This window comes from Paenibacillus sp. FSL H7-0323, assembly GCF_038002725.1.
GTDB classification, from domain to species: Bacteria; Bacillota; Bacilli; order Paenibacillales; family Paenibacillaceae; genus Paenibacillus_AQ; species Paenibacillus_AQ odorifer.
Genome location: NZ_JBBODB010000001.1, coordinates 3,258,795 through 3,280,719 on the forward strand (window position 1 = coordinate 3,258,795; position 21,925 = coordinate 3,280,719).

Annotated in this window: 18 protein-coding genes; all 18 read right to left on the minus strand. The window is 44.7% G+C overall.

All coding sequences use genetic code 11. From position 1 onward, the window contains the following. Positions 1–3: 3 nt before the first annotated feature. Positions 4–969, minus strand: a complete 966-nt coding sequence (gene mraY, locus MHH89_RS14960) for a phospho-N-acetylmuramoyl-pentapeptide-transferase (protein ID WP_036683653.1) — start codon at positions 967–969, stop codon at positions 4–6. A 21-nt stretch (positions 970–990) separates the two neighbouring features. Next, positions 991–2,397, minus strand: a complete 1,407-nt coding sequence (locus MHH89_RS14965; RefSeq protein ID WP_341087474.1) for a UDP-N-acetylmuramoyl-tripeptide--D-alanyl-D-alanine ligase — start codon at positions 2,395–2,397, stop codon at positions 991–993. Further along, positions 2,394–3,881, minus strand: a complete 1,488-nt coding sequence (locus MHH89_RS14970; RefSeq protein WP_038572864.1) for a UDP-N-acetylmuramoyl-L-alanyl-D-glutamate--2,6-diaminopimelate ligase — start codon at positions 3,879–3,881, stop codon at positions 2,394–2,396. Before MHH89_RS14970 ends, MHH89_RS14965 begins: the two co-directional genes overlap by 4 nt. Before the next feature lie 55 nt (positions 3,882–3,936). After that, on the minus strand, positions 3,937–5,862 hold the full coding sequence (locus MHH89_RS14975; RefSeq protein WP_076136530.1) for a stage V sporulation protein D: 1,926 nt from the start codon (positions 5,860–5,862) through the stop codon (positions 3,937–3,939). Positions 5,863–5,941: 79 nt separating this feature from the next. Beyond that, positions 5,942–8,176, minus strand: a complete 2,235-nt coding sequence (locus MHH89_RS14980) for a penicillin-binding transpeptidase domain-containing protein (protein WP_076217859.1) — start codon at positions 8,174–8,176, stop codon at positions 5,942–5,944. A gap of 46 nt (positions 8,177–8,222) precedes the next feature. Beyond that, positions 8,223–8,615, minus strand: coding sequence for a septum formation initiator family protein (locus MHH89_RS14985; RefSeq protein WP_036683668.1), 393 nt, complete (start codon positions 8,613–8,615; stop codon positions 8,223–8,225). Positions 8,616–8,638: 23 nt separating this feature from the next. Then, positions 8,639–9,592: a 16S rRNA (cytosine(1402)-N(4))-methyltransferase RsmH gene (rsmH, locus tag MHH89_RS14990; protein ID WP_036683671.1), complete on the minus strand. Its 954-nt coding sequence runs from the start codon at positions 9,590–9,592 to the stop codon at positions 8,639–8,641. 36 nt (positions 9,593–9,628) lie between these two features. Then, positions 9,629–10,066 carry a division/cell wall cluster transcriptional repressor MraZ gene (gene mraZ, locus MHH89_RS14995; protein ID WP_036683674.1) on the minus strand — a complete coding sequence of 146 codons (438 nt, stop codon included), beginning with the start codon at positions 10,064–10,066 and terminating at the stop codon, positions 9,629–9,631. Positions 10,067–10,329: 263 nt separating this feature from the next. Further along, on the minus strand, positions 10,330–11,601 hold the full coding sequence (locus tag MHH89_RS15000; protein ID WP_341088811.1) for an adenosylhomocysteinase: 1,272 nt from the start codon (positions 11,599–11,601) through the stop codon (positions 10,330–10,332). 166 nt (positions 11,602–11,767) lie between these two features. Continuing rightward, positions 11,768–13,399 (minus strand): bacillithiol biosynthesis cysteine-adding enzyme BshC, encoded by a 1,632-nt coding sequence (bshC, locus tag MHH89_RS15005; protein WP_076129044.1) that lies wholly within the window; start codon positions 13,397–13,399, stop codon positions 11,768–11,770. Positions 13,400–13,629: 230 nt separating this feature from the next. Further along, positions 13,630–14,550, minus strand: coding sequence for an ABC transporter ATP-binding protein (locus MHH89_RS15010; protein ID WP_036683682.1), 921 nt, complete (start codon positions 14,548–14,550; stop codon positions 13,630–13,632). Next, positions 14,547–15,542 carry an ABC transporter ATP-binding protein gene (locus tag MHH89_RS15015; protein WP_036683686.1) on the minus strand — a complete coding sequence of 332 codons (996 nt, stop codon included), beginning with the start codon at positions 15,540–15,542 and terminating at the stop codon, positions 14,547–14,549. The genes MHH89_RS15010 and MHH89_RS15015 overlap by 4 nt, the downstream gene beginning before the upstream one ends. A gap of 11 nt (positions 15,543–15,553) precedes the next feature. Continuing rightward, positions 15,554–16,489, minus strand: coding sequence for an ABC transporter permease (locus MHH89_RS15020; protein ID WP_036683689.1), 936 nt, complete (start codon positions 16,487–16,489; stop codon positions 15,554–15,556). A gap of 3 nt (positions 16,490–16,492) precedes the next feature. Continuing rightward, entirely contained in the window at positions 16,493–17,425 is a 933-nt protein-coding gene (locus tag MHH89_RS15025; protein WP_036683691.1) for an ABC transporter permease, read from the minus strand. Between the two features lie 221 nt (positions 17,426–17,646). Beyond that, positions 17,647–19,356 carry a peptide ABC transporter substrate-binding protein gene (locus tag MHH89_RS15030; RefSeq protein WP_076129042.1) on the minus strand — a complete coding sequence of 570 codons (1,710 nt, stop codon included), beginning with the start codon at positions 19,354–19,356 and terminating at the stop codon, positions 17,647–17,649. Between the two features lie 150 nt (positions 19,357–19,506). Continuing rightward, positions 19,507–19,893, minus strand: a complete 387-nt coding sequence (locus tag MHH89_RS15035) for a DUF3397 domain-containing protein (protein WP_076129040.1) — start codon at positions 19,891–19,893, stop codon at positions 19,507–19,509. Between the two features lie 21 nt (positions 19,894–19,914). Further along, the gene (locus MHH89_RS15040; RefSeq protein WP_341087477.1) at positions 19,915–20,877 is read right to left on the minus strand and encodes a ketopantoate reductase family protein; all 963 of its coding nucleotides are present in this window, start codon (positions 20,875–20,877) and stop codon (positions 19,915–19,917) included. Between the two features lie 107 nt (positions 20,878–20,984). Then, on the minus strand, positions 20,985–21,635 hold the full coding sequence (locus tag MHH89_RS15045; protein WP_036683702.1) for an RsfA family transcriptional regulator: 651 nt from the start codon (positions 21,633–21,635) through the stop codon (positions 20,985–20,987). Positions 21,636–21,925: the final 290 nt, after the last annotated feature.

A 21,925-nucleotide genomic window follows, 5' to 3' on the forward strand; every position in this document is an offset into this window, starting at 1 on the left:
TCTCTACAACCCCTTGCTAATAAATAGTCCCACAGCAGCCAACACCAAGCTAACCGCCCAGAACGAAATTACCACACGCCACTCCGACCAGCCACCAAGCTCAAAATGATGGTGAATCGGGCTCATTCTGAATACACGTTTGCCACGGGTTTTAAATGAAACGACTTGAATCACAACGGACAACATTTCAATTACAAAAACACCGCCAATGATGAGAAACAGCAGCTCACTCTTCGTGACAATAGCAATAGCACCTATCGCGCCACCAATACCAAACGAACCCGTATCCCCCATAAATACTTTAGCAGGGTGGGCATTAAACACAAGAAAGCCAAGTACAGCACCAATCATTGCCGCAGCACATACACCTGCCGCAATAGACGTAGCCTGCATTGCCACCACCGCGTATGCGGCCAAAGCAATGGCGCTAACCCCGGACAACAGTCCATCGACTCCATCTGTAAAGTTAACGGCATTCGTCACTGCCATCATCATAATAATGATGAATGGATAATAGAACCAGCCACCCCAATCAAAGCTGAAATCAGTACCTGGTACGCTGATACTTGTACTGTGTCCGGCATAAATCAGAAGACCGCACATCAGAGCACCAACCAGCAGCTGTCCAAATAACTTTTGACGTGCTGTGAGCCCTAAGGAACGCTTAAATACAATTTTGATATAGTCATCCAAAAACCCGATCAATCCAAAACCAAGCGTAGCTACGAGCAGTACGTAAAAATCTGTATTCACCACAGAAAATTTCAGATAAGACAAGGTAAAAGCTACGATAATCACGATACCGCCCATAGTCGGCGTTCCCGCTTTCTTCAAATGGGTTTGCGGTCCGTCATCTCGCACCTGCTGTCCGAATTTCATCCTGCGCAGAAGCGGAATGAAGAGCGGAGCGGCAATGACCGCAAGGATAAAGGAAACAGCAATAGTCAATAACAATAGTTGATAATCCATGGGTACACCCCCTCCAATGATTTAGGTCTGTTGAATATCTTTATTTAGGCTCTGAAGCACTTCCTCGAGCTTCATCCCTCTTGATCCTTTAAATAGAACAATATCCTTAGCACTGCATTTCTCTAGAAGGACAGCGGTTAGTTCCGCTTTATCTGTAAAAGCTTTTACGCGCTCTTTGCCGAATTTCTCTTCTGCTGCTTTGGCAATATGAACGGATAATGGTCCGTAAGTACATACAAAATCAGTTAATGAAGGGTCAAGGTAGTAGCCTATTTCTTGATGAAATTCTACTTCCTCCGGCCCAAGTTCCAGCATGTCCCCGAGCACAGCGATTTTATTGCCACTGCATTTCATAGATTGCAGGACATCTATAGCCGCCTTCATAGAAGTAGGGCTGGCATTATAAGCATCGTTTAAAAGCGTAAGTCCGGAGGAAGTCCGAATCACTTCAATCCGCATGCCCGTCAACTTGAGCCTGCTGAGACCGTCCTTCATATTCTGCTCCGTAACCCCAAAATGACGAGCAACCGCTAGTGCAGCCAGAGCGTTAACAACGTTATGCTGACCTGGCAGCGGTAATGTAAAAGCATGTTCCTTATGACGGCTTGACGTGAACGTCATGCCACCAGTATGGGACATCATCCCTGTTGGATAATCATCATTATCCTCATTTAGACCAAATCGGAAGATTCTCATCCCTTCTGGAGCCTTAAAAGTGGACTCTTGCATTACCTCAGTCAGCAGCGGTTCGTCACCATTATAAATCAGCAATCCCCCCGGCTTCAGCCCTTCAGCAATCTCCAGCTTGGCGCGGGCTATTTCTTTACGTGACCCCAGCTGCAGTAAATGCGACTCGCCTACATTAGTAATTACCGCTACGTCTGGTTCAGCCAAAGAAGCCAGCAGAGCAATTTCTCCCCGCGAGCTCATCCCCATTTCAAGTACAGCGATCTCTGTATCCTCAGCCATGGATAAAATAGTAAGCGGAAGACCGATATGATTATTGAAATTCCCTGCTGTCTTATGCACTTTGAACTGCACTTCAAGCAGAGACATAATGATATCTTTTGTTGTTGTTTTCCCGTTGCTGCCCGTAACAGCGACAACCTGTGGAGCCACTTCCTTCAGATAAGCAGCGGACAACTTCTGAAGAGCCTCTAGTGTATCTTCAACAATAATAACTCCGCCACCTTCAGGTACCGGTCCTTTATCGCGTTGCCACAAGGTTGCACCCGCACCAGCAGCCAGTGCTGCGGCAGCATAGTGGTGACCATCGAATTTGTCTCCAGATAGAGGCACAAACAGGCAGCCGGGTGTGATCTTACGGGAGTCGGTAACGACTCCCGTAAGGGTTGTATTCATAGCTTCGACAGCAGCAGGTTCCCCTGCGCACATGGCAGCAATATTTTCAAGCGTTCTTGTAATCAATAGTTTCGGCCCCTTATAACTTCTTTAGCGACGATGCGGTCATCGAAATCATGAACCACTCCGCCAATCAGTTGATAGGTCTCATGACCTTTCCCCGCAATCAATACTACATCGCCAGGGCTTGCCATTTCAATAGCCTTCCCGATAGCTTCTCGGCGATCAACAATCATATGATACCGGTCAGAGGTGACTCCATCCTCTACTAGTCCTGCTTCTATATCCTTCAAGATTAGTTGAGGGTCCTCCGTCCGGGGGTTGTCAGAAGTTACGAATACCATGTCGCTATATCGTGCAGCGATCTTCCCCATTAATGGACGTTTCGTCCGGTCTCTGTCACCGCCACAGCCAAACACTGTAAGCACTTTGCCGGTAGCAAATTCGCAGACCGTTTTTAATACATTCTCTAGCCCGTCTGGTGTATGTGCGTAGTCAACGATAACAGCAAATTCCTGACCTTCGTCCACTGACTCCACCCGTCCAGCTACACCATCGATTGCCTCAAGACTAGTCTTGATATCAGCCAGAGAGACATCTTCCAATAAAGCAGCTGTAATCGCCGCGAGTGCATTGTAGACATTGAACTTACCAACCATACGGAGTGAAATGTCCGTCTTCCCCTTAAACGTATCCACATGGAAAAAAGTTCCTTTTGCGGTGATCGATATTTGCGAAGCTCGGACATTAGCGTTGTTATCAATGCCATATGTAATCACTTCCGCCGCAGTTTGGGCTGCAAAATATTGACTGGCTTCATCATCCGCGTTCAACACCGCATATTTGCGTTCTTCCTTCCACGGAGAGATCACATTTCCCAATCTGGAGAAAAAGAGCCCTTTAACCGCCCGATACTCCTCCATTGTATGATGATAATCCAGATGATCTTGGGTTAAGTTCGTAAAAATTGCCGTACGGAAGTCCGCACCCTTCACACGTCCTTGCTGAAGTGCGTGAGAGGATACTTCCATTACGCAACATTCCACACCTTTGGAAGCCATATCATGAAGGGAACGCTGCAGATCTAGCGATTCTGGAGTTGTGCCTGACATAGGGTAGCTTTTGCCGTCATAGCGCATTTGAATCGTTCCAATCAGACCTGTCTTCATATTCTGATCCTGCATAATCCGCTCAATGAGATAAGTCGTTGTTGTTTTGCCGTTTGTGCCCGTCACTCCGATCATTCTCATCCGGCTGCTAGGTGAGCCAAAGAAAGCATTCGACATGACAGACATCGCAAACCGGCAGTCATCTACAACAATCTGCGGGATATCAAGCTCCAGCTTGTGCTCACATACAATAGCCGCCGCTCCGGAGGCTACTGCTTGCGGCGCATATTTGTGCCCGTCCACGGTGTGGCCAGGCAAACAAATGAATAGATCTCCCGGGCCTACACGGCGGGAATCCGTCTGAAGATCAGTAATCTCCACATCTCCATCCCCGTATAGTTGCGAAGTAGCAAGACAAGCAGATAATTCGTTAACTTTCATAGTAATCCCTCACTCTACATTTTCGGATACGAGCTGAAACCTTATACCTTAATCATTATTCACTAGATGCTCCCATATAAATCCTGATGGTTGAGCCCTGTTCTACTCTGGCCCCAGCCTTAGGAGCTTGATTGATGACCGTATTTCCTGTGCCTGAACGTGCAAGATTAAAATTCATATTTAAATCCTCATAGATATCCTGCACCGTTGCTCCGGTAAGATCAGGTACGGTCACTATCGGAGTTTCGCCATACTTATAAGTTTTGGGAAGCTGATCACTGCGCTCCGGAATCTTCATATAGTGCAGCGAGTCTTCCAAAATATTTTGCACGATTGGAGCTGCAACCACACCCCCAAATTGAATCCCTTTCGGATTATCCACGGCAGTGTACACAACGATCTGAGGATCATCCGCTGGCGCAAAGCCAATAAAAGAAACAATGTGCTCTGTTGGAGAATAACGTCCATTTACAACCTTCTGTGCAGTACCCGTCTTGCCACCTACACGATAGCCGTCAATAAAAGCCGGCCGTCCTGTGCCTTTGGCAACCACGCTCTCAAGTGCTGCCCGCACCTTCTTGGATGTTTCCTCCGAAATGACCTGCCGCACAAGCTCTGGCTTCACCTCTGATACAGTCTCTCCAGTAACCGGGTTAACCCATGCTTTTGTTACATGAGGTTTATAGAGATTACCGCCGTTGATAGCCGCGGATACCGCAGCAATCTGCTGAATAGGCGTAACCGAAACCCCTTGACCAAAGGCTGTAGTCGAAAGCTCTACCGGACCTACTTGATTAAGCTTGAACAGAATACCATTAGCTTCCCCATTCAGATCAATTCCCGTTTTGCTGCCAAAACCAAAATCACGGATATATTTGAAAAGTGATTCTTTTCCCAGCCGTTGCCCTAAGGCGACAAACCCAGGGTTACAAGAGTTCTCAACTACCTGTAGAAAGGTTTGACTACCGTGACCGCCCTTTTTCCAGCAGCGCAGCTTTGCCCCCGCCACCTCGATAAACCCCGGATCATAGAAATGATCGTTCTGAAGATCTACTTTACCTTCCTGCAGCGCAGCAGCCAGAGTGATGATTTTGAACGTTGAACCAGGTTCATAGGTCATCCAGATAGGCAGATTCCGGTTGTAAATCTGCGCATCATATTCCTTGTATGATGCTGGTTCATACCCCGGTCTGCTAGCCATGGCTAGTATCTCACCATTCTTCGGATTCATAGCTATAGCCCAAGCACCCTGCGCCTGATATTTTACCATAGCCTGATCAAGCTCACGTTCCATAATGGACTGGATCTGTTTATCAATCGTCAGCTCCAGATTAAGTCCGTCTTGAGGGGCAGAATATTTCTCAGATGAGCCAGGCATAAGTCTTCCGCCCGCATCAGACAAATAAGAAATATTGCCGGCTATACCTTTGAGCAGATTGTCATATATACTCTCTACTCCTGTAATCCCCTGGTTATCTATACCTGTGAAGCCTAGAATATGCGCGGCTAAATCGCCGTAAGGGTAATACCTTTTGCTATCCTCAGCGACAACGATGCCCGGCAGCTGCAAATCACGGATGCTCGCGGCAAGATCCATCGTAATTTTGCGGCCGCCGGGCTGAAGTTTCACCGACATTTCTTTTTTGGACAGCAATGTCATCAGCTTCTCCTCAGTCATCCCAAGCAGTGGAGCTAATTGCTGTGCTGTCTTTTGCTTCTCTTTTACCTGCACCGGTACTGCATACACTGTAGGTGTGGTGATATTAGAAACGAGCGGCACACCTTCACGATCCATAATTTCACCACGTTTAGCGGTAAAAGGAATATTGCGGCGCAAGGAATCTTCTACCTTCGCAGTCAGTTCCTCGCCTTGAGATAATTGCACATACGCAAGACGCACGACCAGCGAACCGAATAACACTGCCAGTCCCAGCAATGTCCACAGCATTCTCCGCCGTGTTACGACTTTGGAAACCTTCATTCCGTTCTCCCCCACTTTCAACAATAGACATGAGCTCTTATCTTCATGACTATTCGGGACAAACAGGGGTTAGAACAAGCTATGTTCCGCTCTCGGAATCTGTCCCCTCATCAGCAGGCGGGGCCACGGGAATATCTTCGCCATAATCATTTAATGGCTTCATTTTCAAAGTGACCAGGGTCTTGCCATTTTGCGTGCCTACAATCTGTTCTGAGACGTAACCTTCACCGTCTACCGCAATCTCTACTTTTAGTAGAGTTAGAATTTCAAGTGCATCACGCAGGGATTCCCCTTTTAAATCTGGAATGGTAGGCTGAGCCCCCTGCGGACTTAATAAATAGATCCGTTGCCCTGTAGCAAGCTTAGTACCTGCCTCAGGATATTGACTCTCTACAGTAGATCCTTCACCGACCACTACATAATCGAAGCCTTGATCCAAAAGTGCTTCTCTTGCTTCCTTCATCGTCTTGTCTGTTAGATCTGGTGTAGTCCGAAGTGCGACTGTTTCAGTCTTAGCCGGCTTTTTGCTGCTGCTATCACTAGCCTCAGACGCCAGCTTAGGTACTCCCATGTATTGCAGAGACTGGGATACAATCTCTTTAAATACTGGAGCAGCTGCCTTACCGCCGCCAACCTCAACGTTCGGTTCGTCAATAATGACAATAACAGCGATCTTTGGATCATCAACAGGAGCATAACCAATAAAGGAGACAAGTACTTTGGATTTCACATAATCCTTACCTTCAACCTTGATAGCCGTTCCTGTCTTACCTGCCACGCGATAGCCGTCAATATAAGCGTTGCGGCCTGTTCCTTTTACTTGGTCAGCAACAACCTGCTCCAAATATTCACCCGTTTTCTTGGCGCTTTCCTCATCAATCACCTGACGCACTACACTAGGCTGAGTAACCTTTGTCTCACCAGTGTTAGGGTTTGTGACCTCCTTAACTACATACGGAGTCATCAACTTCCCCCCATTAGCGATAGCAGATACGGCAACTAGCTGTTGAAGTGGGGTTACTAGCACTTTACCGTGTCCATATGCGAGTGTCGCAATTTCTATAGGACGTCCAAGGTTAGGGTTAACGACCCCGCTTACTTCTCCCGGCAGATCGATTCCCGTTTTCTCATTGAAGCCAAAATCATTGATATACTGTAATAGCTTGTCCTGTCCGAGCATTTCATATAGCTTAACGAATAGAACGTTACTAGAACGTTTCACACCTTCAAGAAAACTGATTTGCCCCCATCCAGCATGATTAATATCATGCAGTGCCTTACTATATCCCTTTATCCGGATGGACCCGGACAAAAATGTCGCAACAGGATCAAAAAGCTTTTCTTCTACTGCGGCGGCAAGCGTTACAATTTTGAAAGTGGAACCAGGCTCGTATTTAGATTTAATAGCATGATTATAGAATCCCGCCCCATCGGCCCCGGTCTTCCAAAATTCATTTGGATTATAGGTAGGCATATTGGCTAATCCCAAAATCTCCATCGTGTTCGGATCAGCAGCAATGACACTCATACTTTTTGGCTTATATTGCGCATACGCCTTTTGCATGGCCTCTTCTATATAATGCTGGATCGTACTATCGATTGTAAGCTTGAAATTACTTCCATTTACTACTGGCTTATAGGTATCTTGTGAATCCGGCAATTTTACCCCTTGACCGTCACTTTGATAAAGCAGCTTGCCATCGGCACCCTTAAGCTCCGTATCAAAGTATTTTTCCAGTCCCATGATAGCATTGCCGTCCCTATCTGTATAACCTAAGATATGTGCAGCTAATTCATCTTTTGGATAATATCGTTTCTGCTCTCTAACAAGCCCAATACCGGTCTCTTGAATTTTATGTTCTTTACCTAGGGCTACATAAAATTCTTTCACCTTATCGGCAAGCTCCTGATCAATCTTCCAGCCTTCATTACGAATTTCCCGGTTCTTGAGGTAAGCACCCGTCTTTTCGTCCTTGGCTTCAACCAGCTTACGCAGCTCATCCTCTGGTTTGCCGAGCAATTCGTGTAATCCTGTGATGACCTCTTCCCCGATGCCTTGTTGTTGAATCACTTCAGGATTCACCACCACGGTATAAGCAGGGACATCGCTAGCAAGCACACTCCCGTTACGGTCAGAAATCGTACCTCGCTCCGCTTTGATAGTTGAGGTATGCGCCCAAAGTGTGGCGGCCTTTTCCTGCCATTCCTCACCTTGCATAACTTGAATCCAGAACACTCTAACGATCAAAACAAGAAAAAAGAGGGTAATACACCCTCCTATAAACAGCGTGCGAAGTTTTATTCTTTTCAGCATAAGCGAACCTCACAACTTTTTTTATTGCGATCTTGCCAATCGCTCACTAATTATCACCTGGAGTCGTTGCCGAGCTTGCCGGAATATAGATTGTTGCATTCTCATCCGGGGACACATAACCAAGATCCCGTGCTTTTTGGGCGACTTTCTGCTCTAGATTCTGCTTTTCCATCTGATACGTAGAAATCTGCTTCTTGGCTGTTGCAATATCCTGATCTAATTTCTGAGCCTGCAAGTTCAAATCATAAATTTGGACGTAACGTGAAATCAGGGTGATCGCCACCAGAACGCATACTCCTAGCGTCAGCATATACAAAAGTTTCTCTTGCAGCGGAAGTACTCTTCGTCTGGTAACTACTTTTGTCTTCTCGCGGTAAAGGGGGTTTACCTCTTCTTTTCTTTTGGGCTGAACTGCTAAATTGCCGCGGGTATAGGCCATCTCTGACTCTCCTTTATCGTCAATTACAATTTTTCTGCAATGCGCAGCTTAGCTGAGCGGGCTCGGGTATTAAGCTCAAGCTCTTCTTCAGAAGGCACAAGCGGTTTACGATTGATTAACTTAAGCGTGCCTTTCGCGCCGCATACGCAAAACGGAAAGTCAGGCGGGCATGTACATCTGCTTAAATAGCTGCTAAAAATTTGCTTGCAAATTCGGTCTTCGAGCGAATGAAAGGTGATGACGGATACTCTGCCTCCTGGTGCAAGGCAACGTACTGCACTATGTAGCCCTTCTTCAAAAGCACCCAATTCGTCATTCACAGCAATCCTTAATCCTTGAAAGCTACGTTTAGCGGGATGCCCGCCTGTTCTTCGAGCAGCTGCCGGGATACCTTCCTTGATCAGTTCTGCTAATTCTCCTGTTGTCTCAATAGGAGCTTCTTCTCTTCTGTCTACAATTTTTCTAGCGATTCTCCGCGAGAATTTCTCTTCTCCATATTGGAAAAGAACACGGGCAATCTCCTGCTCGGACCATGTATTCACAATTTCAGCAGCCGTCAAAAGTGCTGACTGATCCATGCGCATGTCCAGCGGAGCATCATGATTGTAACTAAAGCCTCGTTCCCCTTCGTCAAACTGAGGAGAGGATACGCCAAGATCAAAGAGCACTCCATCTACTTGGGGAATACCATCTGTTTGTGGCACAAAGGGCACATCCTTAAGTACACTCTCCAGATCACGGAAGTTAGTCTTAATAGTCACAACCTTGTCTCCGTATTCCGCTAATCTTTCTTTGGCGTTCTCCAAAGCCCAATCATCTTGATCCAAACAGATTAAACGGCCTTCGCCGCTAAGTTTGGAAGCGATAAGTGAGCTGTGACCCGCTCCACCGAGAGTGCAATCTACATAGATTCCGTCTTTTTTGATGTGCAGCCCTTCTGTCGCTTCTTCCTTAAGCACCGTGATGTGGTGAAACAAGCTGCATCCCTCCAGGACAGTATTCGTTATTGTGTTTTATAGATCAAAATTGAAATCCACCAATTTCTCAGCGATTTCGTTGAACGATTCCTCGGACTGTTCGAAGTACTGTTCCCAAAGCTCTTTGTTCCAGATTTCCACCCGGTTCGAAACGCCCAGAATGACACAGTCTTTGTCCAGTTTGGCATACTGCCGTAAATTGGCCGGCAGATTTACCCTTCCCTGCTTATCCCAAACACATTCAGTTGCACCTGAGAAAAAAAAGCGGCTAAATGCGCGGGCATCTGATTTCATCAGCGAAAGGCTTTTAAGCTTTTGTTCCATGATTGCCCATTCTTCCATGGGATAAACAAACAGGCAGGAGTCTAGGCCGCGGGTCGTCACGAAGGAGGTTCCGAGCAATTCACGGAGTTTAGCCGGAATAATGATTCGGCCTTTGTCGTCAATGCTGTGTTGATACTCTCCCATGAACATCCTTTTTCCCACCCCTAATCCCCGAATCCCCACTTTACCCCACTTTTCACCACTTAAGCATAATAGATTCGCCATTAAAAATCAAAAACCTTTTTCTGGCCAAGGAAATTTTTCCTAAATCAGATAGCTCGTTTCCCGAAAAACATTTCTCCACAGAAAAAAGCCATACAATCGGAATCTTGTCCGTTGCATGGCTTTGTTAAAAAAGTTGCTTCAGTTCAAGGTACACTGGTTAATACACTTTATTGTTATGCGTTCGGTTATTAATCGTTCAAATTCCAGCTGTCCAAATAATCCACTTGTGCCGGAGTGAGGCTATCGATGTTAATGCCCAGACTTTCCAGCTTATAACGTGCTACTTGCTCATCCAGCTCATAAGGAACATTTTCAACTTTTACGCCAATGCTCTTATAATTATCATTTACATATTTCAGCGACAGTGCCTGGAGTGCAAAGGTTGTATCCATAATTTCAGCAGGGTGACCATCAGCAGCACCCAGATTTACAAGTCTGCCTTCAGCAAGCAGATATAATTTACGTCCGTCACGAAGCTGGTACTCTTCGATATTTTTGCGAACGGTACGTTGGGATACGGATCTTTCCGACAGCTCAGGCTTATTCACTTCAACGTCGAAATGGCCCGCGTTGCACATGATTGCTCCATCCTTCATCACTTCATAATGTTCACCGCGAATTACATAACGGTTACCAGTTACTGTAACGAAGAAATCACCAACCTTAGCTGCTTCCAGCATTGGCATTACTTCAAAACCGTCCATATGTGCTTCAACGGCTTTAATCGCATCAACTTCTGTGACAACTACTTTTGCTCCAAGTCCTTTGGCGCGCATGGCAACACCTTTACCACACCAGCCGTAACCGACAACAACTACTGTTTTGCCCGCTACGATAAGGTTGGTTGTGCGAATAATTCCATCCCATGCCGATTGGCCAGTGCCATAACGGTTATCAAACAAATATTTGCAGTAGGCATCATTAACCGCGACCATTGGGAACTTCAATACGCCTTGCTTTTGCAGAGCTTTTAAACGAATAATCCCGGTAGTTGTTTCTTCAGCACCCCCGCGAATATTCTCCATCAGATCAGGACGCTCCGAATGCAGCAATGTAGCAAAATCCCCACCGTCATCAATAATCAAGTCCGGTTTGCTCTCCAGTGCTTTGATATTAAGGGCTTTAAATTCTTCAGGAGACGGATTGTATTTAGCAAATACTGTGATTCCATCCTCCACAAGCGCTGCACAAACATCATCCTGTGTAGAAAGTGGATTCGAACCTGTAATGGTTACATCTGCACCACCAGCTTTGACAACCTTCGCCAAATAAGCGGTTTTAGCTTCCAAATGCAATGTGATCGATACTTTCAGACCTTTAAATGGCTGTTCTGCTTCAAACTGCTCACGAATACGGTTCAGTACCGGCATATGCTGGCGAACCCAGTCGATTTTCAAATGCCCTTCCGGTGCGAGTGACATATCAGCCACGATACTATTTTGTTTAGATGAACTCATTATGAAACCTCCTAAAAGTTTTGTGGAGCTATACTTCTATGATCCACTTCGCAATAAAACTTGCTCCGTAAGCATACGCTTTGTTTTGTGAGCGTTACTCCAGTGATCTGCTTCGTACAAAACTCACTTCGTAAGCAAAAGCTTAGTTTTGTGGAAAGCGATACTTCCATTACATATAAATGATGCGATGTGTTCCACTGTAATCCGGTTCAACCGTCATTAACTCATCCAGCCAAGCAAGTCCGTACCGGTTCAAGTAATACATGATATTGTACACTCTTTCCTGCAGTTTACCCAGTGGCATTAACGACAGCTCGATTCGCTCCCATTGCCGGATTGCAGCTTCGTTCTGTTTTGCCATTGCATCTTGGGCTTTCGCCTGTAAAAAAGTAATTTGATCTAGAATCTTCTCTTTATTGTTATTCCCCAGCTTAAGCAGACCGGCCTGAACCGTTCCAAGCTGCTCAATCAGCGGTTCGTACATGGCGGCGAATGAGGTCTTGGTTTCTTCAAAACGACGTTCAATCCCCAGCTCATCCTGTGCGGCCAGCCATTCATGTCTTTTGTGATCCAGTCCTTGTCTTACATCCTCAAAGCTAAGTTGATATTTATCCATATGCTTGTGCAGCGTACCTTCTACGACAGTAAAAGACATTCTAGGGATAATTAACGGCATTTCTCCCCCAATGGTCTCAAACGCACGACGCGGAATGGCCCAGTAAGCAATCTCACCTTGACCCAGCACCGTTGCCAGAACAGGCAACACATAATCCTGCATAAGTGGACGTGTCAGCACATTATTGCTAAAGCGTTCCGGATGTGCCTGCACCTCCTCAAGTAATTCATCACGGGAAAAGGATACCTGACCCTTGCGATCCGTAAAGATTCCGTCCTTCTTGTGAAGCAGAAGCCGTGTACCTTCATGAATATAAAAGAGGTTGGCATTGCCAGCTGTAACATCAGCCTGAAGCTCATATCCGGCGCCCACAATATCAGAAGCAGAATTCATATACGCTGTTTCCAGTGCATCATTCTGCATAATTAGCGAAGTGAAAAATGGCTGTTCTAACTTACGTAAGTTGGGATCAGCAGAATCAAGCAGAATTAGACCAAATTTACCAAATAATGAACCCATCAGCTTGGCAAATGCATCCGTCATACTATCTGCTCTAAAAGAAGAAGTGCGAATGAATTCCATAATCTGCGGCTTAAAGTCGCTTTCCTGAAGCAGACCGTCTAACTGTTCCACTACCTGCTGCCAGCTTTCCTCTTCTACACGAATATCACTTACTGAGGAGCGTTTCTCTTCTGACTTTTCTATCTTAATCTTAGTAATCTCCTGCGTACGATTCAGTACATACGTATGATTCACTTCATCCCAGTCATGATCTTCACCTGCAATCCAGAATAAAGGAACTACAGGTCGGCCGAGTTGTTCAGCTGCTTCTTTTGCCGCCATAATAGTAGTTGCAGCTTTATATACCACTAACAGGGGTCCAGTAAATAGTCCGCTTTGCTGCCCACCTGTCACCACTAATGTCCCCGGCTGCTCTAAGAGCGCCAGCGAAGCCATCACCGCATCATGCGAGTTATGCTTTTCATTATATTGACGCAGACACTCAGCAATCTGAGTCCGGTCGGCACGAAGGCTTTCTCTGCCATCTAGCCACTCCGCCCTTCTACTTCTACTTTCTTTATTGCGGAAATCCCCACCGTACAAATGACTAACCTTTTCAAAATGATCTATATAGTCGCGCGAGAGTGCAGATCCACCCTTGAGCGGTTCCGTTACAATATTCATTTGCTAGTGCCTCCAGTTCTACTAAGCAGTTATATGTAAATCCAAGTTCGTAAAAACTCTCTATGATTGTATCCAAAGTCAGGAGCCGCGTCAAAGCAAAACATGCCTTGATATCAGCAACACAGGTACAGCCAACTGTTCAATTATACTATAAATTCATTAAATAATATCCTAAATACATACAAGAGGCGAGAGCATAATGCTCCCGCCTTTGAAAACCTAAGTATAAATTATGCGAATTTTTTGCTGACAAAGTGGCCTTTAGATACTTCTACTAATTCAAAGTCACTGTCATTGGTCTTATCGTTAGCAGAATAAATAGGGCTGCCAAGCTCATCATGCAAGTGAATACGTTTTTTGTTGACTTCAATTTCCGGATCCGGAACTGGAATAGCCGACAATAGGGATTTAGTATAAGGGTGGATAGGATTTGCATACAGCTCTTCACTTTCCGCCAACTCAACCATTTTACCCAAGTACATAACTGCTACGCGATCACTGATATGTTTAACCATGGACAGATCATGCGCGATGAAAAGATAAGTCAATCCAAGACGATCTTGCAATTCTTTAAGCAAGTTAACGACCTGAGCTTGAATGGATACGTCAAGTGCGGAAATCGGCTCATCACAAACGATGAACTTAGGATTAACCGCTAACGAACGGGCAATCCCGATACGTTGACGTTGTCCACCGGAGAATTCATGCGGATAACGGGTTGCATGGTCATGGTTAAGACCAACCATATCCAGCAGTTCTTCAATCCGTTTCTTACGTTCTGCACGGCTGCCAGCCATTCCGTGAATGTCCAGTGCCTCGCCGATGATATCAGAAACCGTAAACCGCGGGTTAAGCGATGCGTACGGATCTTGGAAAATCATTTGCATGTCACGGCGCATAGCCTTCATTTGATTTCCAGGCAATTTATAAATGTCTGTACCATTATATTTCACACTTCCAGCAGTAGGCTCATACAAGCGAAGAATCGTACGTCCAGCAGTAGTCTTACCACAACCGGACTCACCTACCATCCCAAGTGTCTCGCCCTCACGGATCGTGAAGTTAATATTATCAACAGCCTTAAGAACCTTACCTTTACCTACATTAAAATATTTCTTAAGACCTTCTACCTCTATTAGGTTCTTACTCAAGAGTACTGCACCTCCTTGGCCATCGAATGCAGATTCCAGCAACGCGCCATATGCGTTTCGCTGAATTCTGTGGCGCCGGGATCGATTTGTTCGCACACATGCATCGCTTCATTACAACGAGCAGTGAACGGACAGCCGATCGGCGGCTTGATCAGATCTGGCGGTGTGCCGATGATCGGAATAAGCGGCTCGCCTTTCTTTTGGTCCAGACGCGGCATTGAGCGCAGCAGACCTTTGGTGTATGGATGTTGTGGATTTTTAAAGATTTCCCATCTTGTTCCGGTCTCCACAACCTCACCTGCATACATTACAATCACCCGATCACACATGCCAGCAACTACGCCCAGATCATGTGTAATCAGAATAATGGAGGTACCTAGTTTTTGCTGCATCTCTCTCATAACTTCCATGATCTGCGCCTGAATGGTTACATCTAGAGCTGTTGTAGGCTCATCTGCTATCAGCAAAGCCGGACGGCAAGCTAACGCGATTGCGATCATTACACGCTGGCGCATACCGCCTGAGAATTCGTGGGGATATTGGTTAAAGCGAGCCTCCGCATTTTTGATGCCTACTAATTTCAACATCTCCATACCTTGCTTTTTCGCTTCGGCCGCTGACATTTTCTGATGTTTAATCAAAACTTCAGTGATCTGTTTGCCCACTTTGATGGTTGGGTTCAGAGAAGTCATCGGGTCTTGAAAAATCATGCCAATATCTTTACCGCGAATAGATTCCATTTCTTTCATGCTTTTGTCTAGCAGATTCTGTCCTTGAAAAATAATCTCTCCCTTTTTCACTTTAGAAGGTGGGGAAGGGATCAAACGCATAATCGATTGAGCAGTTACACTCTTACCGCTGCCGGACTCGCCGACGATGGCAACCGTTTCGCCTTTGCCAATTTCAAAATTCATACCACGGACAGCTTGTACTTCTCCGCCCTTAACAAAAAAGGAAATATGCAAATCTTTGACTTGTAAAATAGGTTCCATCCATATTCCTCCTATTTCTTCAGCTTAGGATCAAGCGCGTCACGAAGACCATCACCGAAAATGTTGAAAGAAAGCATTGTTAAGCTGATTAGGATCGCAGGGAACAAGAAGCGCCATGGATAGTACAACCAGCCGGTGAGTGAGTCATTGATCATCGATCCAAGTGAAGCAACAGGAGCTTGTACACCAAGACCCAAGAAGCTTAGGAAGGCCTCAGCAAAGATAGCATTTGGTACAGACAGTGTAATGGTTACGATAATCGGACCAACCGCATTCGGCAGAAGGTGCTTGAACAACAGTCTCGCAGAACCAGCACCCATGGAACGGGACGCCAATACGAATTCACGATTCTTGAGCTGCATAATTTCTCCACGCACAATCCACGACATCGTAATCCAGCCTGTAATGGTTAGAGCTAGGATGATTGTTCCAAGACTTGGCTCAAGAACGACCAAGAGCAAGATTACAACCAGCAAATAAGGAATAGAATACAAAATTTCAGAGAATTTATTCATAATATTATCTACACGGCCGCCGAAGAAGCCCATAATGCCTCCGTAGATAACACCGATGAACAAGTCGATGGCTGCCGCAGCAAGACCAACGATCAAGGAAATCCGTGCACCGTACCAAGTACGAACAAAGATATCACGACCAAGATCATCCGTTCCAAACCAGTGATCGGAGGAAGGGGGCTTATTGGTGCTCATCAAATCATTAGAATAATAGTTATATTTCGAGATAAAAGGTGCAAAAATCGCTGCAAGTACAATCAAACCCAGGATACCGAGCGCAGTCATCGCCATTTTATTTTGACGCAACCGTTGCCAAGAGTCTTTCCAAGCAGAGAGACTCTCACGCTGGATAACTTCGGCTTCTTTTTCATCTACACCGACTTTTTGAAAATCTTCCGGTTTTAGATTTAGCAAGTTATTTTCAGTAGCCACTATTTAGCCCTCCTTTCCTCCACTTAATTTCATACGTGGGTCAATTAATACATAAGCAATATCCGTAATAAAGCGGGCAACCATGAGTAATACACCATAGAAAATGGTTATCCCCATAATAACGGTATAGTCACGGACACCAATCGCTTCCACGAACTGTTTACCAATACCCCCAACACCAAAGATCTGCTCGATAACAACCGAACCAGTTACGATGTTAGCTGTCATTGGACCCATATAAGTAACAACAGGTAGAATTCCGTTACGAAGTACATGGCGGCTCAGAATAGCCATCCAGCTCAATCCCTTTGCTTTAGCCGTTTTGATATAATCCGCATTCAAAACTTCAAGCATACTTGAACGGGTCAAGCGGGCGATAAAGGCGATCGGCTGTGCCGAGAGCGCGGCCACGGGTAAGAAATAATAGATTGGCCCTTTAAAACCTGAAACCGGTACCCAACCCAGTTTGAAAGCAAATACATACTGCAGTAATGACGCGACTACAAAGCTCGGAACCGCAATCCCCAGAACTGCCAGCACCATAGCTGCGCTGTCAATAAACTTTCTGTGATAGAGTGCCGCCAACATGCCGAGAAATACTCCGACAATAACCGCCACAACGATTGCGACGAGTCCCAGCTTCAGCGACGCTGAAAAGGTTTGACTGATCAAATGTGATACATCTTGATTTAGGCGTTTCATTGAGACACCTAGGTCACCTTGGATAATATCACCTAAATACTTAAAATACTGATGAGAGAGCGGCTTGTCCAGACCATATTGTTCCATCAGACGTGCTTTAATTTCTGGCGGTACCTTCTTTTCAGAAGTAAACGGATCCCCCGGAATAGCTTTCATCAAGAAAAAGGTAGCTGAAATCAATACAAATAGAGAAACCAACATATAGAAAAACTTATTTGCGACATAACGAACCATCCCCATCACACCTCCTCCGACAATTTTTGATACACATAATAATGATTTTATGAAAAAAACGGATTTTTGTCTATTTTCTATATATGTTATTAATAACATTAATTAACAAATAGACAGGAATACAAAAAAAAGGGATATATATGGAATTCCACATATATATCCCGAAGTATTCTGCAACTTCAGTCAACTAACTATTCTGTTGTAATTACTAAAGCAATATCTTAGTGCTCAAGCAAGTATCCGCGAGTCAAGTCAATTGCACCACTAAAGTCAAGAGTAACACCTTTAAGGTACTCTTTAGTCAGGGAGTTGTTAGTGTAGTAGTACAAAGGAATCAGAACCATATCTTGCTCAATGAGCAATTTCTCAGCTGCAGCAAACTTTTCTTGACGTACTGCCAAGTCAGTGCTTGTTTTAGCTTCGCTGATCAATTTGTCATACTCAGGGTTAGCGTAACCAGTATCATTGTTACCGCCACCTGTTACCCACATATCAAGGAAAGTCATTGGATCATTGTAATCCGCAGTCCAACCAGCACGAGCAACTTGGTAGTTCAGGTTTTGACGGTTTTCAATAAATACAGCCCACTCTTGGTTAACGGTTTGTACGTCGATACCAAGATTGTTTTTCCACATATCAGCAATCGCCAAAGCGATTTTCTTGTGACCTTCACTTGTGTTGTAAGTCAGGGAGAATGTAGGCAGTTTATCCATACCTTCTTCTTTCAGACCTTCAGCAAGCAATGTTTTAGCTTGTTCTAGATCTTCAGTGAAGTAGCTATCTTTAACTGCTGTACGGTATTCACCATCAGCACCAGCGATACCCGGAGGTACATAACCGTATGCTGGGAATTGTCCACCTTGTACTACATTGTCAATCAAAGCTTGACGGTTAATGGACATTGCAAGAGCCTTACGGATTTTAGCGTTTGTGAAAGGTTTTTCAGTGATATTGAATTCGTAGTAGTATACGGAAGCAATACCTTTACGGCTGAATTCGTTAGGAAGTTCTTTTTGCACGATTGGAATTTGTTCTGATGGAATTTCACCAGTTGGTCCACCGGCACGATCGTATTCACCGTTCTTGTAGCTGAGCAGCTCAGTTGCACCGCTGTTTACAAGGGAGAAGTCGATTTTGTTAAGTTTAATGGAATCTTTATCCCAATATTTATCGTTTTTAGTTACAACAAGTGTTTGACCTGTAGTCCACTCTGTAAGAGTGAAAGCACCGTTAACGATCATAGTATCTTTGCTTGTTGCCCATTTAGGATTACTCTCAATGGATTTGTGTACAGGGTAATAAGTGTAGAAGGAAAGCAATCCAAGGAAGTAAGGAGTTGGGGCTTCAAGAGTAACTTCAAGAGTTTTCTCATCAACCGCTTTGACACCTACTTGACTGAAATCGGTAATTTCCTTGTTGTAGAACTTTTGAGCATTTTTGATGTAGTACAATTGATAAGCGTAAGGTGCAGCGGATGCAGCAGCAGGATCGAGCACGCGTTTCCAAGCGCGAACGAAGTCTTCTGTTGTTACAGGATCGCCATTACTCCATTGTGAATCACGGAGTTTGAAAGTATATACCAGACCGTCAGCGGAAACTTCCCAGCTTTCAGCAACACCTGGTTCAGCTTGACCAGATTCAGCATTCATGCGAGTCAGACCTTCGTACATTGTTGTCAGGACAGTGTGAGCTTGGCTATCTTGAGCCAATCCTGGGTCAAATGTTGGAGGCTCAGAACTAAGGTTAATTCTCAATGTTTGGTCAGCAGCCAATTTTTCTTCTGTAGCTGCATTACCAGTTGCCGTGTTACCAGTGTTAGCATTGTTACCTTTATTGCCGCTGTTTGCATTGTTTCCGCCGCAGCCAGCAAGCACTGTGCCGATAACAAGTACTAATGCAATCATTAGCAATAGACTTTTACTCTTCTTCATCTAGCAGTTCCCCCTAAATAGAATGTGGTATATGGTTTATGATTATACAACCAGTGGTCAAAAAAATCTAGTGCAATGTTTTCAGAAAATATTTTTTTTTAAAAACTTTAAACTTTTGTGACGTTGACGCTTCACCGAAGCAGTGGAACGTTACATCGCTTGTGATATGTAGGTAATTAGCCCAACAAACATAAATAATAAATATCCGAAGCTCATAAAAAAGAACGAAAGTCTCCAAACTGCCCGAAATAACCGCTTCCCATCTACCTTTCCTTTCATCCGATTTTGAGCTCCGCCAATCAGTCCAGCGGATATTAATACAATAATTAGTATAAGGTAAAACCCAAAACCGGAATTAAAGATGTTATTAAACAATGCGGAGACCGACAATAATAAAAAAAATGTGGTCACGTCCATAGCGAGCATAAAAGTTTTCTTTTTATCTTTTTTTAAGCCCTTTCCAATGAAAAAAACAATCAAAAACGGCACAATCGGAATAACGCTTAAAGTAATAACCGAATCCATCAGCAGTCCCATAGCTTCACCTCTCCCCAGAGATCATACCCCAATACCTTCTACTAATTGGCAGAGCCAGCGATTTAATGGTGCCGACACTCCAGATCGTTCTGCCATTTCTACAAGACTTCCATTGATCCAACGAATTTCTGTGGTTCTTGAAGCAAGTACATCTGCCAGCATAGATGAAATATTGCCAGACGTTAACCGGCACACCTGAAGGATGTTATCCCAAGCATCCTTATCATAAGTAATTTCACAGAAATCATACACTATTATTGCTTCTTCAAAAACTTCCTTCATTAATTGGAGGCGTTGCTCTGAAGACAACAGCTCCCCATTTGGAATACGCCAAATCGCCGTGAGTGGATTTATAACGGCATTGATCAAGAGCTTCCGGTAAATCATGGTATCCACTTCATTCGACAAAAAGGCTGCGAATCCTGCCATTATGAGAACTTCTATTAAATTATTCGCTTTTAAATCATTATGTATGCTATGAGCTTGTCCATCCCCTAAGCTCCATTTTCCTATCCACACCTCCCCTGCTCCTGCATGAATGACTTCAGTTAATGATTTGCGCTTCGCAGCCTCCGTAGTCACAGCTACATATAAATTGGCGTTTGGCAACATGCCTCCTAACATCTCCATATGTCCTGTACCATTCTGAAAACAAATCATATGTACTTGCTCTTCCTTAAGTAGGGATAGAAATTCAGGCAAATCATTATGTAGAGTATTCTGTTTAACCGTCACCACGATCCAATCACTCGGCTCTTCTAGATAAGCACCAGCGAACTCCCCTATTGGCGCGGATACAAACTGATCTTCCGAAATTGTTATCGGCTCGCGTTCATCCTCGTAGGTAACCGTTAAGCCATCACGCCCTAATCGTTGGCATTGTTCTATCCCTCGGCACCACAGTCTCACATCATTCCCGGCTTGGATCAGTCTCCCTGCCAGCAGCAGCCCGAGTGAACCTGCACCAATTATATCAATTTTCATATAACCCTCCTGCTGATCTTAAGCACAATTTTTCTAAGTATACCAAAAACCCCGCAAGTGGTGCTTAAAAAGCAGACCACTTGCGGGATTGTTAGTTAACCTATCGTTTATTCAATGCGTTCTAAATTTCCGTTACCATCCATTTTGAAACGAGTCTTCATTTCTTCTTCTTCTTCATTTAAGAAAGCAAGCCTGCGAGCACGATCCATAATCTGAATTAAAGCTTTGTAATCATCGTTGACTACCCGGTAGTCGCTTTGAGCAAGATTAACCTCTTTAGACAACCGCTCATTCTCAGATCGTAATTCTGTTAATTCATCTTCCTTCTCGCGCAGGTCTCTTTCCAGCATTTTCAGCTGACGTCCTGCTTCCTGGATCGTACCCTTCCATTGTCTTAAGAAACGAATGACCGCATCAATGGATAATGTGTTTTCACTTAATCCCTCACCGCGCCCAAATTCCTCATCGACATCACCCAGAATCAGACCAGCTACTTGCGCTCCTCTTACTGACGGCTGCTTTTTCAGGTAGCTACGCTTTTGACGTTGCCCTTTAGCAATACCGATTGCACCTTCATAACTTTTCCGAACACAACTGTTCCAGCGGAATCCGCAAGCGGCCGAAGTTCTGCCGATTTTTTCACCCACCTCTTCAAAAGCGGCAAGCTGTGTGCTGCCCTCCCGAATGTGTCGCAAAGTTACTTCTGCCAATATTAGATCATCTTCTGCACTCCAAGCGTCCTGTCTAACGGCTGTCATAAAGCCAAACCTCCTAACAACGTCATGAAATAACCATCTCCATAACCGGCAGTTCTGCCGGGTAGTGAATAGGGATAAAAGCTGCTTACTCCATTTCTATGCTTCTCATAGAGTTCATAGAATCTATTTGATACTAATTTGTATTTCCATTATCTGCGTACATCATACGCATAAAACTATAAATTCTCTTTTTTAAAGCACTAATCACTCAGGTCAATTATAAAAATCACATTTTTTGAAGATTAGTGCATTTTTTTCAATGAATTCGTTTACACATAATTATGTTGAGG

Excerpts from the sequence above, each read along its gene's own strand:
- MHH89_RS14985 (WP_036683668.1), bottom strand. The coding sequence starts at position 8,615 with ATGGCCTATACCCGCGGCAATTTAGCAGTTCAGCCCAAAAGAAAAGAA.
- mraY (WP_036683653.1), bottom strand. The coding sequence starts at position 969 with ATGGATTATCAACTATTGTTATTGACTATTGCTGTTTCCTTTATCCTT.
- MHH89_RS15040 (WP_341087477.1), bottom strand. The coding sequence starts at position 20,877 with ATGAAAATTGATATAATTGGTGCAGGTTCACTCGGGCTGCTGCTGGCA.
- MHH89_RS14970 (WP_038572864.1), bottom strand. The coding sequence starts at position 3,881 with ATGAAAGTTAACGAATTATCTGCTTGTCTTGCTACTTCGCAACTATAC.
- MHH89_RS14980 (WP_076217859.1), bottom strand. The coding sequence starts at position 8,176 with ATGCTGAAAAGAATAAAACTTCGCACGCTGTTTATAGGAGGGTGTATT.
- MHH89_RS15035 (WP_076129040.1), bottom strand. The coding sequence starts at position 19,893 with ATGGGACTGCTGATGGATTCGGTTATTACTTTAAGCGTTATTCCGATT.
- MHH89_RS15045 (WP_036683702.1), bottom strand. The coding sequence starts at position 21,635 with ATGACAGCCGTTAGACAGGACGCTTGGAGTGCAGAAGATGATCTAATA.
- MHH89_RS14975 (WP_076136530.1), bottom strand. The coding sequence starts at position 5,862 with ATGAAGGTTTCCAAAGTCGTAACACGGCGGAGAATGCTGTGGACATTG.
- MHH89_RS15030 (WP_076129042.1), bottom strand. The coding sequence starts at position 19,356 with ATGAAGAAGAGTAAAAGTCTATTGCTAATGATTGCATTAGTACTTGTT.
- MHH89_RS15015 (WP_036683686.1), bottom strand. The coding sequence starts at position 15,542 with ATGGAACCTATTTTACAAGTCAAAGATTTGCATATTTCCTTTTTTGTT.
- bshC (WP_076129044.1), bottom strand. The coding sequence starts at position 13,399 with ATGAATATTGTAACGGAACCGCTCAAGGGTGGATCTGCACTCTCGCGC.
- MHH89_RS15025 (WP_036683691.1), bottom strand. The coding sequence starts at position 17,425 with ATGGTTCGTTATGTCGCAAATAAGTTTTTCTATATGTTGGTTTCTCTA.
- mraZ (WP_036683674.1), bottom strand. The coding sequence starts at position 10,066 with ATGTTCATGGGAGAGTATCAACACAGCATTGACGACAAAGGCCGAATC.